Here is a 16,543-nt window from a genome sequence, read left to right as displayed (position 1 = left end):
TCCAGTTTGTTTTCTACAGGGTAGGCAAGGTCGATGGCGCGGGAACACACCCACGCCGATCGGCCCGCGATTCTGACCCGGCCACGAGGCGAACATCATCCCCATCGAAGCGGACGGCGGGCGCATCGCGTGACGCGCGCCAAGTCCATCCGCATGCAGGCGGCCGAGGTACCGAAGCCGTGCTCCGATGCCGAGAAGAACGCACAAGCGGGGCGGGAGCGGCCAGACCGGACGCGGCACGCGCGCCATTTGCCGGAAAGCAAACAGGGTCCGGCGATGCCGGACCCTGCCCTTGCAGACACGGCGTGTGCGACAGGGACTAGCGGAGCCAGCCCATCCTCGCCAGCAGCCAGCGCCACGCAACGATCGCGGGCGGCGTGTACCTGCTGACCACCGGCTTGGCCGCCGGCGTTGCGGTCGACGCAGGTGCACGGGGCAACGCCGTGCCGGTCTGCGCAGGCGCGGGCGTCGCCGCCGATCCGTTCGGGGCGCTGGCGGCCGTCACCGGTGCGGACGACGCGCTGCTGCCGCGTACCGGTATCAGCGGCTGCACGCCGTTCACCCGGATCGGAGCGGTGCTCTGCTGGCCGTACTCGTCGGCGCCCAGGTCGTATGGGGCGGAACGCGCCTGCCCGTCGATGTCGTCGGTCACCTGCGCCAGCGTGGTGCCGGCATCGATCGCCGGACTGCCCGCAGGCAGGTGGCCGGTGGCATCCACCGAGAACGCCGCCTGCTTGCTGTTGGCATCCGCGCCGGTGCCGCTGCGCCACTGCGCCAGGGTTCCCGCCGTCACGGTGCTGCCCGGGCGGCCATCGCGGAACACGCAACCGTTGTTGAAGCCGTTCCAGTTGCTGTTCGGCGAGCCGGACAGGCCCGACAGGCCACCCAGCTCGGACGAATAGCGGATCTCGACGCAGCGGTTGTTGTCCTGGATGACCAGGTTGTTGCGGAGGGTCGGGTTGGTGTTCGCCGGGCGGCCCGCCTTCGGGTCCCAATCCTGGAACGTGACGCCGAAATAGAGGGCCGAATGGCCCAGGCGGCCGGCATTGACGATGGTGTTGTTGGCCACGATGGCGTCCTTGGACGCGTACATGCCGATGCCCGAGTAACCGGTGTTGCGCACCACGTTGTTGCGCACGATCCCCCGGATCGACTCGTAGTACTGCGGGTTCACGCTCAGGTCGAAGAACTCCGTGCTGGTGTCGAAGCCCACCAGGATCCCCGCATCGCCCGTGTTCTCGATCCGGTTGCGCTGCACCACCACATCCCGCGCACCACCCTTGAAGTACATGCCCGTGGTGGCCGTGTCGTGGATGTAGCTGTCTTCCACCAGCATGCCGTCGGCATTGACGTTGTCGATGCCGTCGGCATTGCTGTTGTCGCGCGCACCCGTGGTGTGGATCTCCACCCGGCGGATCGTGGCCCGGTTCGACTTGGGCGTGATCTTGATCCCGTCCCGGCCGGTGCTGTGGATCAGCAGATCTTCCAGCACCACGTCGCTGGCACCGGTATCGGTGGCAGGACCGCCCTGGTACCAGTTGGTCTGCAGCATGATCCCGTAGTAGTAGCCGCCGCTGATCTCCAGGTTCGACAGCCGGCTGCCCGAGGCCGCCGGATCGATCTGGATGGTGACCGAGTCAGGCGTGGTGATCGCGCAGTGGATGCGCGCCTTGCCTTCGCCGGCGTAGGTCTGCAGCGTCATCTTCTGCCGCAGGCGCACGTCGCACTCGTTGTAGGTGCGGTTGTTGGCCGGGGCGCGCAGGGTGATGGTGTCGCCGGCACGGCCGAGGCTGATCGCTCGCTTGACCGTGCGGTAGGGGTTCTGCAGCGTGCCCGTGCCGCTGCTGTCGTTGCCAGACGTCGAGACGTACAGCTCCGCCGACAGCGCGGGGGCACTCGCCACCAGGCCGGCGGACAGCAGAAGGACGGGAAACAGGGATCGGGGACGCAGGGGGGCGATAGCCATGAAAGCTCCGTTAAAGCGTGACAGCGCCCCCTGTTGCGCCGTGATCGTTTTTGAAAAATCATTCAAAATCAATCATTTATGATTGATTTGAGGCGGGAGTCTAGCACGTTGAAATGACATTGCGCACGACCAGTGGTGGCCGGAACGGGCTGCATTCATCGTTTTGCAGCCAGACGCGCCCGCCTTGCCGCTTTGGCAAGGGGCGCGCTCAGGGATGGAAGGGCCGGCAACCGCGACGCGTTCGCCGGCATCGCGCTGCCCCCACGCGGGAGCGCACACACCTCAGCATCGCCACGTGCGCAGTGTGCATGCTGGCTCTGGACACGCGATGACGATGGGTGCGGCGAGCAGGCCTCGCCCGCATGCGGCAGCGATCCCTGTTCGGCACGCCGCGTCATGCATCGCATGCGGACCGAAACCGGCTGCACGGGAAGCCGCGTGGACCGCGGCGGGAGGCGGTGTCAGCAGGCGGACACCGGAACGACGGGACGCGTGATCAGCCGGCGTAGCGCGCCTTCATCCACGCGACCACGGTAGCCGACAGCCGCTCGCGGTGGCGGCGGGCGTAGAACGTATGGTCGCAGTCCGCCCAGTACTCGGTGCTCATGCGCGGTGAGCGCATGACCGGGCCAAAGCACTCCTTCGCCTGACGCTGGTGGTTGTAGTAGCGCTCGATGCCCCCGGTATAGAGCATCAGCACGCTGGCGCCCCGCGCATCCAGTGCCTTCAGCCGCTCGATCGCTTCCGGCTGGCTCGGGAAATCGCGGAAGCTGTTCGGGTCGATGGTCTCCTGGGCGGTCGGCGCACTCCGTCGCAGCAGCCGGCGCAGGCCGCGCAGGACCTTGCCGGGGTGCATCAGGCGGGGCAGGTAGTAGCGCAGCCGGTACAGGAAGGTGGTGTATGCCACGCCATCCAGCAGCAGCAGTCCGGTCACCCGCGTTTCGGCCGGCGCGATGTTGAACGCATCGTCCGCCGCGGAACACAGTCCACCCAGCACGCACTGGTGCACGCCGGTCTCGCGCGCCACCACGTCCATCGCTGCCACGGCTTCCCTGCGCTTGCGTCCTTCGCCCGCCTGCGACGACACCGGGCTGTCGCCCAGCCCCGACTGGTCGAAACGGAACACGACGAAGCCTTCTGCCGCCAACGACCTCGCCACCTGCACATACGTGCGGAACGGTCCGACCCGTGGAAGCAGGCCGGCATTCAACAGCACCAGCGCGGTACCGGCCGGTGTGCCCGCCGGTCGCGTCAGTACGCCGACCAGGCCATCGCCGAACGTGTGCGCCGTTTCCACGATGCCCGGCGCGGCGTCCGCGTCCGTCATCCGCGTGATGTCCACCGCCATGACCGTCATGCCTGTGTCTCCGTCAGAAGCGCGGCCAACTGGACCACGCTGCGGCGTGGCAACGCTTGGTTCTCGAACTGCATCGGATCGTCCCAGGGCGGCCTGTCGTCGGTCGCCAGGTGCGTGACCTGCACCGCGACCCCTGCGGCCTGCTGCGTATCGATGAACGCCTGGACGTCGGCATCGACGCGCCAGACGACCACGTGCACGCGGCTCCCCGACGGCAATGGACGCGCGCGGAAATCCAGTGCGGACAAGGCGTCCAGGAACGACGGCGCCACGTCGAAACCCAGCAGTTCGTCCGCCGCGGTCGCATGGCCGCGGCGCGTGATGTAACGACCCACGTCCTTGATCTGTTCCTGGTGCTGGCGGCGCCAGCGATCGACCATGGGCGCGCCATGCACGACCGGATCCCACAGCACCAGGTCGACCGGCGCGGCGCCGGCGCTCGCCGACAACAGCACGGGCAGGCAGGCGCTCCGCAACGCCAGCGTGCGCGGCGCAAGCGCACCGGCCCCCATCTGCTCGACGGCGATCCGCAGGTCCCGCTGCATGCCCTCCAGGCCCAACTGCCGCGTATCGCCCGCGGAGTCGCCCGCGCCGAACCAGTCGAAGCGCAACGCGCTTCCCTGCTGGCCGGCGACTGCCTCGCACAGCGTCCAGAGGGCGCGCTGGCTCATGATGCCTTCCTGCAGCAACGGCGCCACGCACAGCAGGCTCGGCGCGGCCCCGTCGGACGACCCGTCACGCCGATGGCGCATGCCGAACAGGCGCCGGTCGGCCGGACCGAAGAAGAACGCCTTGCCCGCATCGGCCCCCGCCTCCGTGGCCACCGCGGATACCGCGTCCTTGTCTTCCTGCGCGAACATCGACGACGGCAGTTCCATCGCCAACTGCGCCAGGGTCTGCGTGGCCAGCGGCATCATCTTCAGTTTCGCGCCGGTGTCCTTGGCGACACGGCTCGCCATCTGCACGGCCAGCATCGAGTGGCCGCCCAGGTCGAAGAAGTTGTCGCTCGCCGAGACTCGGGTGTCGAGCATCCCGGACCACACCTCGATCAGATAGGTGATGCGCGGGTCCTGGCCGGGTGTGCGCGCCACGGCCGGCGCGCGGTCGCTGCCATCCGTGGCCACGGGCGCACCTGTCGTGTCACGTCGTTGCACGACAGGAGGCAGGGTGAAGTCGCCGAGCGCTTCGACGTGGTCGTGCGGCGCCGACGCGATGCGTTCCAGCAGGGCGACATAGTGGCCGCGCAACGTCGTGACATCCTCCTCCAGCAGCACATCGGCGTTGTAGACCATGCTGGCGATGATTCCGTCGTCGCGCTCCAGGATCCACAGGCCGAGATCCTCCGTTGCGCCCGGCTGGAAAACCTCCAGTCGCTCATGGTCCAGGTTGCCCCACCGCGTCACGCGCTGGCGGATGTCCTGCATCGAGAACAGCGTCTGGTAGAGCGCGGACATGCGCTGTCCACCGCGCGAACTCAGTTCCTGCGCCACTTCCTCCAGGCGGATGTCGGGGTTGGCGAAACTGTCGAGCACCACGTCCTTGACGCGCTTGACCGCCTCGGAGAACGGCAACGCGGGGTCGATCTTCACCCGCAGCGGCAGCAGGTTGGTGAAGTAGCCCATCAATTCTTCGACATCGGCGCTGTTGCGACCGCGCACGGGCGTGGCGATCACCATGTCGCGGCGACCGGTGATGCGGTTGAGCAGGACGAAATAGGCGCTCAGCAGCACGACGAACAACGTGGCGTCCATGCCCAGGCCGACCTTGCGCAGCCGGTCGCCGAGTGCCTTGTCGATGTGGAAGCCCTGCGCCAGCCCGCGCCCGGAGGCCGTGCCGCGCTTGCTGCGTCCCCGCGAGAGGTCGAGCGTGCCGCCCTCGCCTGCCTCGTAGGTCGCGCCCAGCTTGTTGCGCCAGAACTCGCGCTGGCGCGCATAGCGTTCGCTGGTCACCCATTCGTGGTGCCACACCGAGAAGTCGCCATACGTCACCGGCAACGGCGGCAGCACCGGCGCACGATCTTCGAGCAGCGCGGCGTAGATTTCCGCGAGGTCGCGATAGAGCAGGTCGAACGACCAGCCGTCCCAGATGATGTGGTGCGTCATGAACAGCAGCGCATGACGGTTGTCGTCGAACTTGAACAGGCGCGCACGGAACAGCGGCGCGCCGACCAGTTCGAACGGCGTTTCGATCATGCCCTTCAGGCGCTGCGCGAGGAAACGTTCGCGCTCGGCCAGCGGCATCGCGGTCAGGTCTTCCACGTCCAGCAGGCCGCTGTCCATGCGGTCGTGGACCACCTGCACGGCATCGCCGTCGCGCTCCTCGATGGTGGTGCGCAATACCGACTGCCGTTGCATCACTGCCTGGAACGCCTGCTCGAACTTCGGCAGGTCCAGTGCGCCGGCCAGCCAGTGCGCGGATGGCGTGTTGTAGGTCAACTGTCCCGGATTGAACTCCTCCATCAGCTTGAGGCGTTCCTGGATCAGCGAGAGCGGCGCCTCGCGCTGGTCGGCCCGGTGCAGGATCGGCGGTCGCGGAGGCAGCGTGTCCGGTGAGGCGGACTCGATGGTGGCCGCCAGTTTCTCCACCGTCGGCGCATCGAACAGCGTGCGCAGCGACAGGCCGAGCGACAGCTCCCGGTTCAGGCGGGAGGTCAGCTGGGCCGCGAGCAGCGAGTGTCCGCCGCTGGCGAAGAAGTTGTCGCGCAGTCCCATCTGCGGCAGTCCCAGGACGCCGGCCATGATCGCAGCGACCTGCTGCTCCAGCGCGGTGCGCGGCGGCTCGAAATCGCCGGAACGCGCGACGTTGATCTCCGGGGCCGGCAGCGCGCCGCGGTCGACCTTGCCGTTGGGAAGCAGCGGAATCGCCGGCAGGCGGACGAAATGCTGCGGCACCATGTAGTCGGGAAGGTTGAGCTTGAGATGCGCGACCAGCGCCGCATCGTCCAGGACCACGCCGTCGGCCAGCACGACATACGCCACCAGACGCACATCGCCCGGACGGTCCTCACGCGCCATCGCGACGGCACGGGAGATATCGCGATGCGACAGCAACTGGCCTTCGATTTCCCCCAGCTCGATGCGGAAGCCGCGGACCTTGACCTGGAAATCCAGACGGCCCATGTGCTCGATGCAGCCGTCCACGCGCCAGCGTCCACGGTCGCCGGTGCGGTACAGCGTGGGCGACGGGATGTCGGTGCCGAAACCGCGCGCGGCGTCGGCGAACGCATCGGGCAGGAAGCGTTCGGCGGTAAGCTCGGGACGATTCAGATAGCCGCGCGCCACACCTTCGCCGCCGATGCAGATCTCGCCGGCTGCGCCGTACGGACACAGTTGCCCCTGCGCATCCATGATCCAGACCTGCGTGTTGTCCAGCGGACGGCCGATATGGATGACGGGCCAGCGTTGCCCGTCCGTCGCCGGCATGACCCGCATGCCCGTCGAGTACACCGTCGTCTCGGTCGGACCGTACAGGTTCCACAGCTGTCCGCAGCGCGCCAGCAATGCGGTCGCGAGGTCGGGCTGCATCGGTTCGCCGCCGCAGAAGATCTTCAGCGCGGGATTGCCCTTCCAGCCCGCTTCCAGCAGCACGCGCCACGTCGCCGGCGTCGCCTGCATGACGGTCGCACGCGCGTCCTGCAACAGCGCGGCAAGCGCCTGGCCATCGCCGGCGACCGCCTTGTCGGCAATCACCACCTGCGCGCCGACGCTCAGTGGCAGGATCATCTCCACCACCGAGATGTCGAACGACAGGGTGGTCACCGCGAGCAGGCGATCATCCGGGTCGATGCCCGGTGAGCGCTGCAGGCTCGCCATCAGGTTGGCCACGGCGCGATGCGGCAGTTGCACGCCCTTGGGCTTGCCGGTCGAACCCGAGGTGTAGATGACATAGGCCGTCGACTCGGCGTCGGCCGCGGACGCATCGCGGCCGAGACGACCGTCCGGTTCGGCCGCCAGGGCGGATGCCAACGCGTCCAGCGCAAGCACCGGGCGCCCGCGCAGGTCCAGTCGCCCCGCATGCGCGTCCTGCGTCACCAGGGCCGCCAGTCCGGCATCCTCGACCATGTAGGCCAGCCGTCCCTGCGGGAATGCCGGGTCCAGCGGTACATAGCCGGCACCGGCCTTCAGGATGCCGAGCAACGCGGCCAGCATGTCCAGCCCGCGGTCCAGCGCAAGGCCGACCAGCGCACCACGGCCGATGCCGTGGCGACGCAGCAGGTGCGCAATCCGGTTGGCGTGCGCCTCCAGTTGGCGGTAGGTGAGGCTGGCGTCGCCATGACGCGCCGCGATGCGGTCCGGCGAGCGATCGCACTGGGCTTCGAAATGCTCGTGCATCAGGCAGTGGCGGTCGAACGCGACCGGCGCCGGCTGCAGGGCCGCCAATTCCGCCAGCGCCGGCGCATCCACCAGCGGCAGCCGCGCCATCGGCGCTCCGGGGCTGTCGACGGCGGACCGCAGCAGCGTCTCGTACGCAGCCAGCCAGCGCCGCACGGTCGCGGCATCGAAAAGATCGCGGTTGTACTGGCACTCCAGCCGCACTTGCCCGTCCACCTGCACGGCGTTCACCGACAACTCGAAGTTGTCGTGGCTGCGCGGATTGGTGGTGAAGTCCAGTTGCAGGTCCTGGAAGCCCGTCTTGGCCGGATCCAGCGCCTGGTCGATGTTGAACAGGACGCTGATCAGCGGCGTGCGCGAAGGGTCGCGTGCCACGCGCAGTTGCTTGAGCAACGTGCCGAACGTGTAGCGTTGATGGTCCAGCGCATCCAGCAGCGTTTCCTGGGCTGCATCCAGGCTGTCGGCGAAACTGCGCGCGTGGTCCAGGTCGAAGCGCAGCGGCAGCAGGTTGACGCAGTGGCCGACCAGATGCTCATGGCCGTCCACGGACTGGCCCGCCGCGGGGATGCCGACGACGACGCGTTCCTGCCCGCTGATGCGCGACATCAGCGCGGCGAATCCGTTCAGCAGCGTGGCGAACAGGCTGGCGCCATGGCCCGCGCCGAGCTTCTTCAGTCCGCTCGTCAATGCCGCGTCCAGCATGCGGTCCTCGCGCGCCGAGGCGGTCGTGCGGTGCATCGGCCGCGGATGATCCAGCGGCAGTTCCAGCACGGGCAGCTCACCGGAGAAACGCGACAACCAGTAGCGTTCGTCGTCCGCGCAGGCATCGCCGTGCGGATGCGTCGCCATGTCGACGGCATAGCCGGCGAACGAGTCGGCCGGTGGCAGCGACACCGACGCATCGCGGTACAGTGCGCCGAGTTCGCGCACGATCACCCACCAGGACCAGCCATCGCACACGATGTGGTGGGCATGCATCAGCAGCACGTGGTCGTCCGCCTGCAACCGCAGCAGCTCGGCGCGGAACAGGCGACCCCGTTCGAGGACGAACGGTGTGTCGACGCCCTGCTCGCGCCGCGCGAGCACGGCCGCGTCGCGCGCCTGCGGCGACAGGGCGGAGAGATCCTCGAACGCCACCGTGAGCGCCTGCGGTTCCAGCACGCAGAAGCTCTCGCCGTCCGGGCCGATGCTGGCACGCAATGCGTCGTGCCGTTCGACCACACTGCGCAGCGCTACCCGCAGCCGCTCGACATCCAGCGTGCCGCGCAGGCGCAGGGACACCGATTCGTTGTAGGCCAGCGAAGCATCATGGTCCAGCTTGGCCGCCAGCCACACTTCGCGCTGCGGTTCGGTGGTCGGCACGACGCGCTGCAGGGCGCCGCCGGCGAAAGGATCGTAGTCGACGCGCGTGTGGCCGCCTTGGCCCGTCCGTGGCATTGCGCTCATGCGTCCACCTTGGAGTATCGACCGGGCTGGTCGGGGTCGGCCACGTACCAGCCGGGACGGCCGTCCGGATCGCGACCGAGGCGTGCTCCGGGCACCACCGGCCGGTCGGCCTCCATCGTGCCGGGGACGCTCTGGCTGCCGTTGCCCGGCAGCAGCCGCGCTTCCTGCAGCTCCAGCACGGCCTCCTTGTAGGCCTGGATGATGGCCTGGAAATCGGCCTCGCTGTGCGCCGTGGTGAAGAAGCACGGGAAGTTGTCGAGGATATGGATGCCGCGGCTGCGCATCATCGCGAACAGCAGGTCCTGCAGCGGATGGTCTTCCTCGAAGTGCGTGCGCCACAGCGAGGCGAAGTGCTTGATGCGCAACGGTGCGCCGACCTTGGCGCAGAACGTGTTGACCTCTTCGGCCATCGCCGCGGTGCGCTCGTTGAGCCGCTGCTGCAAGGCCGCGCCGTGCTGCTTCATGTGCAGCAATGACGCTTTTGCCGCCGCCAGCGTCAGCGGATGCCGCACGAACGTGCCGGCAAAATACGTCACGCCGGCCGGCGGGACGGAGTCGTCGCCGTACTGCCAGTACCCGCCATCCAGTGCATCCATGTATTCGCGCTTGCCCGCCATCACGCCGATCGGGTAACCGCCGCCGACCACCTTGCCGTAGGTGCACAGGTCGGCCTGGATGCCGAACAGCGCCTGCGCGCCGCCCGGGTGCGAACGGAAACCGGTGATCACTTCATCGAAGATCAGCACGGCACCGGCGTCGGCGGTGATCTTGCGGACGTCCTTCAGGAACTCGACGGGCTGGAAATCCGGGCGGCGACTCTGCACCGGCTCGACCAGCACGGCGGCAAGTTCATGCGCGCGCTCGCGGATGATCGCCAGCGTCTCCGGCGTGCCGTACTCCAGCACCAGTACCTTCTCGGCGGTGTTCCTGAGGATGCCCGGCGCGGCGGGCACGGCACGCAGCTTCTTGGTGCCGCGCACGATCACTTCGTCGTTGATGCCGTGGTACGAACCCGAGAACACCACGATGGTCTCGCGGCCGGTCACCGTGCGCGCGATGCGCATGGCGCCCAGCACGGCTTCGGAGCCGGTGTTGCACAGCGCGGCGCGGTCGTGGCCGGTCAGTTCGCAGACCAGTTGCGATACCTCGCCGGCGAGCGGATGCATCGGCCCGATCTCGTAGCCGTTGTCGATCTGGCGCTTGACGGCGTCCACGACGAAATCCGGTTGCCAGCCGAACAGGCTGGTGCCGAAGCCGTTCAGGGCATCGACGTATTCGTGACCGTCGATGTCCCACACGTGCGCGCCTTTCGAACGCTCCACGACGATCTGGTAGACGATTTCCTTGGTCAGCGGACGGAAGCCCGTGACCACGCGCGGGTCCGCCATGTGGCCGCGATGCTGCTGCGTGTAGGCCTTCGATTTCGGCGTGCGCGCGGTGTAGCGGCGCATGAACCCGTCCAGGCGTTCGCGCTGGTGCAGATCCAGCTCGATGCCGCCGGTCGCATCGATGCGGGCGATGGCACCGAATGCCTTCTTCAGGTCGTAGCGCGTATGCGCCAGCGCCGCGTCGTCGTCGCCGGCCGCTGCAGGCGCCGCGGACACCGCGCTGGCCGGTGCGGTGTGCTGGCGCGGCGATGCCGCGATCGCGTCCTGCATGGCACCCGCGGTGGAGGCAGGCGCCACGCCGGCCAGCAGCGCCAACTGCTGCGACATCAGCTGCATCTGCTGGGCCACCACGCTGAGGATCGCGTCGCCGTCGGCCGCCATCGGCAGTGCGCCGGTGAACGCCACGGCCGCAGGTGGTGGCGGCGCCGTAGGGGCGGACCCGGCGGTCGGCGCCGGCGCCACGACCTCGCGCGCCTGCACCGGCTCGGCCGGCAACTGCGCATCCAGTCCCGCCGCCAGCCTGTCCAGGCTGGCGTACTCGCCCATCAGCTGGCGGAAGGTGACCTTCACCGGGAAGGTCTTCTGCAACTGCAATGCCACCTGGGTCAGCATCAGGCTGTCCAGGCCAAGCTCGATGAAACTCGCATCGCCGTCGGTTTCGGACAGTTCGAAACCGGCCACATCCTCGAACACCTCGCGCAATTGCGCGGCCAGGCGCGGGCGACGGTCGGCCTGGACGACGGGGGTGGGGGCGATGGACATCAGGGACTCCAGATTCGCGCGATCGGCGATGACGGCATGGGATACGGCGTTACCGGCGGCCGCCGCAGGCGGCTCCACCCAGTAGCGCTTCCTTTCGAAGGGATAGGTCGGCAGGCGGACGCGCGAACGGCGCTGCCGGCGGTCCAGCTGCGCGGGCGACAGCTCGACGCCGCGCGCCCACAGCTGGCCGAATGCGCCGAGCAGCGCGGCATGCTCGCCCTGGACCTGATCGGCCAGCGAGACGACAGCGACGATGCCCTGCGTCTGCAACAGGGGCTGCTGGCGCGACAGCGAGGCCAGCGTATTGCGCGGCCCGATCTCCAGCAGCACGCGTCCCGGACGATCCAGCACCCGGCCGATCGCAGTCGAGAAGCGGACGGGTTGGCGCAGGTGGCGCGCCCAGTACTCGGCGGACACGGCCTGTTCGTGCTGCAGCCAGTCGCCGGTCGCAGTGGACACGATGGGCAGCGAGGGCGCGCTGCGCACCAGCGCCTCGACCTCCGCACGGAACACCGGCACCACCGCGTCCATCATCATCGAGTGGAACGCATGCGATGTGTGCAAGGCACGACACGCTACGCCCTCGCCCTCCAGTTGCTGCTGGAACGCCGCAATGGCCTCGTGCGGTCCCGCCACCACGCAGGCACCGGGCGCATTCTCGGCCGCCAGCGACAGCGTTTCCGGCAGGCGCGCGAGCAGCACTTCCGCCGGCACGCGCACCGACAGCATCGCGCCCGAGGGTTGCGCCTGCATCAGGCGGCCACGCCGCGCCACCAGCCGCAGCGCATCCGGCAGCGCGAAAACGCCGGCCAGCGTCGCGGCGACGAATTCACCGACGCTGTGGCCGATCATCGCGGCCGGCACCACGCCCTGCGCCATCCACCAGCGCGCGAGCGAATACTCGATGCTGAAGATCGCCGGCTGCATGATCGCCGTCGGCAGCAGCGCCTCGGCGTCATCGCCGAACACCAGCGTGCGCAGGTCCTGGCCCAGTTCCCCGTCGAGCACGCGGGCACAGTCGTCGAACGCCGCGCGGAACGCCGGCTCGCGTGCGTACAGCATGCGGCCCATGCCGGCGTACTGGCAGCCCTGCCCGGGGAACAGGAAGACCACGTCGCCCGCCTGCGCCGGCCGCGACTTCGCGACGGCGGCGGACAGGTCGGCACCGCGCAACTGCGCGACGGCGGCAGCGGTCGTGTCGTTCGCCACGGCGATGCGATGCGGAAACGCCTTGCGTCCCACCGCCAGCGTCCAGGCCACGTCGGCGAGGTTGCCGTCCGGTTCGCTCTCCAGGTGATCGGCGAGGCGGATGGCGGCGTCGAGCAAGGCGGCCGGCGTGCGTGCGGAAAGCGTCAGCAGCTGCGCACCTTCGGCAGGCTCCGACGGTTCGAGCGCCGGCGCCTCCTCCATCACCACGTGCGCATTGGTGCCACCCACGCCGAACGAACTGACGCCGGCCCGGCGTGGCTGACCTTCGGCGGTCTGCCACGGCTCCAACTCGCCGCTCACGCGGAAAGGCGTGCGTGCAAAATCGATCACCGGATTGGCCTGGCGGAAATGCGCGGTGGGCGGCAGGCGACCGTCGCGCAGCGCATACGCCGTCTTGATCACGCCCGCCGCACCGGCGGCCATCAGCAGATGGCCGACATTGCTCTTCACCGACCCGACCACGCAGAAGCCGGTGTCGTCGGTGCTCTGGCGGAACGCGCGGGTCAGGCCTTCGATCTCGATGGGATCGCCCAGCGGCGTGGCCGTTCCGTGCGCCTCGACGTAGCCGATGCTGCGCGCGTCCACGCCGGCATCGGCGTGCGCCATCGCGATCACCGCCGCCTGCCCTTCGCTGCTGGGCGCGGTGAAGCTGGCCTTGCGGCCGCCATCGTTGTTCACTGCCGCGCCGCGCACCACCGCGTGGATCGGATTGCCGTCGGCGATCGCATCGGACAGGCGCTTCAGCAACACCACCGCCGCGCCATCGCTGAACACCGTGCCGCTCGCGTCGGCATCGAAGCTGCGCGTGTGGCCGTCGGCCGACAGCATGCCGCCTTCCTGGTAGAGATGGCCGCTGCGTACCGGGCATGTCACCGCGATGCCGCCGGCCAGGGCCATGCCGCAACGGCCGGCGCGCAGGCTGTCGATCGCCTGGCTGATCGCGACCAGCGACGTGGAGCACGCGGTGTGCACGCTGACCGCCGGGCCGGTGAGGTTCAACTTGTGCGCCACGCGCGTGGCGATGTAATCCTTCTCGTTGCCGAGCATCACCTGGAACGCACCCAGCTTCTCGATCAGGTCCGGGTGCGCCAGCACGTTGCGCTGGTAGTAGCTGGCGTTGTACATGCCGGCGAACACGCCCACCGGCACGTCGGTCGCATCGGGCACATGGCCGGCGCGTTCGATGCATTCCCAGCACAGCTCCAGGAAGACGCGCTGCTGCGGATCCATCAGTTCCGCTTCCTTCGGCGAGATGCCGAAGAAGGCGGCGTCGAACTTGTCGACGTCGTCGAACACGCCGCGCGCCGCGACGTAGGCCGGGTTGGCGCGCTGCGCTTCCGGAATGCCGGCGTCGAGTTCATCGGCGGCGAACATGCTGACGCTGTCGCGGCCGGCACACAGGTTGTCCCAGAACGCTTCCGCCGTCGCCGCACCCGGGAACCGCCCGGCCATGCCGACGATGGCGATCGGCTCGTTCGCCTGCGTGTCGCGACGCACCGTGATGCGCGAAGCCTCCAACGGCTCGTGCCGGCCGGCCGTCATGGCCGCGGCAAGCTGTGCGGGCGTGGGCGCATGGAACAGTGCCATCGCCGGCACGTCGCCCAGGCGCTCGCGGCGCGCGGCTTCCAGCACGCGGATCGCCAGCAGCGAAGTGCCGCCGAGGTCGAAGAAGTGGTCGTCGCGCCCCAGGTCTTCCAGGTCCAGCACATCGGCAAAGATGCGGCACAGCGCGGCTTCGGTCGCATCGCGTGGGGCAACGTACGTGCCAGCCCATTCGGGACGCTGGCGACCCGGCGCCGGCAGCTTGTGGCGATCGAGCTTGCCGTTCGGCGACAGCGGCAGCGCGTCCATCTGCAGGTAGGCCACCGGCACCATGTAGTCGGGCAATACGCCGGCCAGGTGCCGACGCAGGCGCTCGATGTCCACCGGCGCGGCGCGGTCCTGTGGCGACAGGTACGCGACCAGGCGCTTCAGGCCAGGCACGTCCTCGCGCGCCAGCACGCCGGCCTCGCGCACGCCGGGGAACGCCATCAGCTGCGCCTCGATCTCGCCCAGCTCCACCCGGAAGCCGCGGATCTTGACCTGGAAATCCTGCCGGCCGAGGTACTCCAGCGAGCCGTCCGGCAGCCAGCGGCCGAGGTCGCCGGTGCGGTACATCCGCGCATCGGCGGCATCGACGAACGGATCGCGCAGGAAGCGCTCCGCCGTCAGGTCGTCGCGCTGCAGGTAGCCGCGCGCCACGACCGGGCCGGCAAGATACAGCTCGCCCACCACGCCCTGCGGCGACGGCTGGCCGCATGCGTCCAGCACGTACACGCGCGCGTTGGCGATGGGCTGCCCGATGGTCGGCAGGCGCGGCCAGGCATGCGGATCTTCCGGCAGCGTCAGCGCGGTGACCACGTGGGTTTCGGTCGGGCCGTAATGGTTATGCAGCCGGCAACCCGGCAACTGCTCGAAGAAGCGCACGATCTTGGGTTCGATGCGCAGCTGTTCGCCGGCCGTGATGACCTCGCGCAGCGCGCAATCCAGGCGCTGGCCTTCCGGCAGCGCGGCCAGATGGCCTTCCAGGCCTTCCGCCAGCATCTGCAGCGCGAAGTACGGCAGGAACATGCGCTCCACGCGCTGCTCGACGATGAAGTCGAACAGCTTGCCCGCGCTCATGCGGGTGTCCTGGTCGATGGCGAGCAGCGTGCCGCCCGTGGACAGCGTGGCGAAGACCTCCTGGAAGGCGACGTCGAAACCGAGCGCCGAGAATTGCAGCGTGCGCAGCGGCGCGCCGTTCCCCGGCTCGCGCATCTGCCAGTGGATCAGGTTCACCAGCGGGCCATGCGGCATGGCCACGCCCTTGGGTTTGCCGGTGGAGCCGGACGTGTACAGCACATAGGCCAGGTGGTGTGCCTCGACGCGGCATTCGCCGTGGTCCAGCACGTGCGCGGGCATCATGGTCCATGCCGGCGCCGGGTCGCGCAGGTCCACCACGACCAGTCCGTCGGGCAACTCGCCGAGCACCGATCGCGCGTCCTGTTCCATGCCGGACATCGTCAGCAGCACGCGTGGCGCACTGTCGGCCAGGGTGTAGACGAGACGGTCGGCGGGATACGTCGGATCCAGCGGCACGTAGGCACCGCCCGCCTTCAGGACGGCCAGCAGGCCCAGCACCACTTCCACGCCGCGTTCGACGTAGATGGCGACGCGCTCGTCCGGCCCCACGCCGTGCTGCTTCAGCAAGCGCGCCAGCTGGTTGGCCTGCGCGTCCAGCTGCGCATAGGTAACGCGACGCCCGTCCTGGATCAGCGCGGTGGCATCGGGCGTACTGGCAGCCTGTGCTTCGAACAGACGATGCACACCCGCGACCCCCGGGAGGGATGCGATGGCCCCGCTGCCGGCATCGATCACCGCCTTCGCCTGGATCGGCGTCAACATCGGCAGCCGGCACAGCGGCTGCGACAAGCCGATGCACAGGCCATCCAGCAGGTTCAACCAACCGTCCAGCATCCTCCGCAGCGCCTGCGGCGAGAACGCACCCGTCGCACTGCGCAACACCAGGACGCCGTCGGCGACCCTCAGGTCCAGTTCCACCATACGCTGCGGGAGATCGCCCACACCGGCCAGGAACGCCCGCTGCGTATCGTCACCCGTCGCGTGGCCCAGATCGGCCTGCCACTCGGGCGACAGCGCAGAAGGTGCGCCATCGGCACCACGTTGCCGACGCATCTGCGCAATCGCGGCATCCAGCGTCGTATCGGCATCGAAATCGAAGCGCAGCGGCAGCACACCCACGCCATCGGCGGTGATGGCCAGCACGACGCTGGCTTGGTTCGCCAGGCGCGCGATCAGTAGCGCCCACAATACGGTGGCGATGTCATCGCGGGAGGCGGACACCCGTGCCGCCACGTCCGCGAGCGATGGTGGCAGAGCGGCTTCCGCGCGCGTCGCCACGCCGGTCGACGCCTGCCTCCAGGAAATCTCCGGATACGCCGCCACGCCAGACAGGATTTCCTGCCCGTAGCTGACGCTGTCAGCGGAAGTACTCAACGATCCCCCGTCCCGCCATCACTGGCTGGCTTGCCCTGTTCACTCCCTG

Annotated in this window: 4 protein-coding genes; all 4 read right to left on the bottom strand. The window is 68.8% G+C overall.

Features of this window, described 5'->3' with window-relative positions; genetic code table 11:
- Positions 1-319 precede the first annotated feature (319 nt).
- The 4 genes from V7060_RS07785 to V7060_RS07770 all read right to left on the bottom strand — a co-directional run bounded on the left by V7060_RS07785 (position 320) and on the right by V7060_RS07770 (position 16,494).
- Positions 320-1,966 carry a right-handed parallel beta-helix repeat-containing protein gene (locus V7060_RS07785; RefSeq protein WP_334178679.1) on the bottom strand — a complete coding sequence of 549 codons (1,647 nt, stop codon included), beginning with the start codon at positions 1,964-1,966 and terminating at the stop codon, positions 320-322.
- A 496-nt stretch (positions 1,967-2,462) separates the two neighbouring features.
- Entirely contained in the window at positions 2,463-3,323 is an 861-nt protein-coding gene (locus V7060_RS07780; protein ID WP_334178678.1) for a hypothetical protein, read from the bottom strand.
- Positions 3,320-9,100 carry an amino acid adenylation domain-containing protein gene (locus V7060_RS07775; RefSeq protein WP_334178677.1) on the bottom strand — a complete coding sequence of 1,927 codons (5,781 nt, stop codon included), beginning with the start codon at positions 9,098-9,100 and terminating at the stop codon, positions 3,320-3,322. The genes V7060_RS07780 and V7060_RS07775 overlap by 4 nt, the downstream gene beginning before the upstream one ends.
- Entirely contained in the window at positions 9,097-16,494 is a 7,398-nt protein-coding gene (locus V7060_RS07770) for an amino acid adenylation domain-containing protein (RefSeq protein WP_334178676.1), read from the bottom strand. Before V7060_RS07770 ends, V7060_RS07775 begins: the two co-directional genes overlap by 4 nt.
- Positions 16,495-16,543: the final 49 nt, after the last annotated feature.

The organism is Pseudoxanthomonas sp. (assembly GCF_036845285.1).
Taxonomy (GTDB): domain Bacteria; phylum Pseudomonadota; class Gammaproteobacteria; order Xanthomonadales; family Xanthomonadaceae; genus Pseudoxanthomonas_A.
The sequence above is the reverse complement of the archived record's forward strand: the minus strand, read 5'-3'. Positions and strand labels throughout refer to the sequence as shown.

Excerpts from the sequence above, each read along its gene's own strand:
- V7060_RS07785 (WP_334178679.1), bottom strand. The coding sequence starts at position 1,966 with ATGGCTATCGCCCCCCTGCGTCCCCGATCCCTGTTTCCCGTCCTTCTG.
- V7060_RS07780 (WP_334178678.1), bottom strand. The coding sequence starts at position 3,323 with ATGACGGTCATGGCGGTGGACATCACGCGGATGACGGACGCGGACGCC.
- V7060_RS07775 (WP_334178677.1), bottom strand. The coding sequence starts at position 9,100 with ATGAGCGCAATGCCACGGACGGGCCAAGGCGGCCACACGCGCGTCGAC.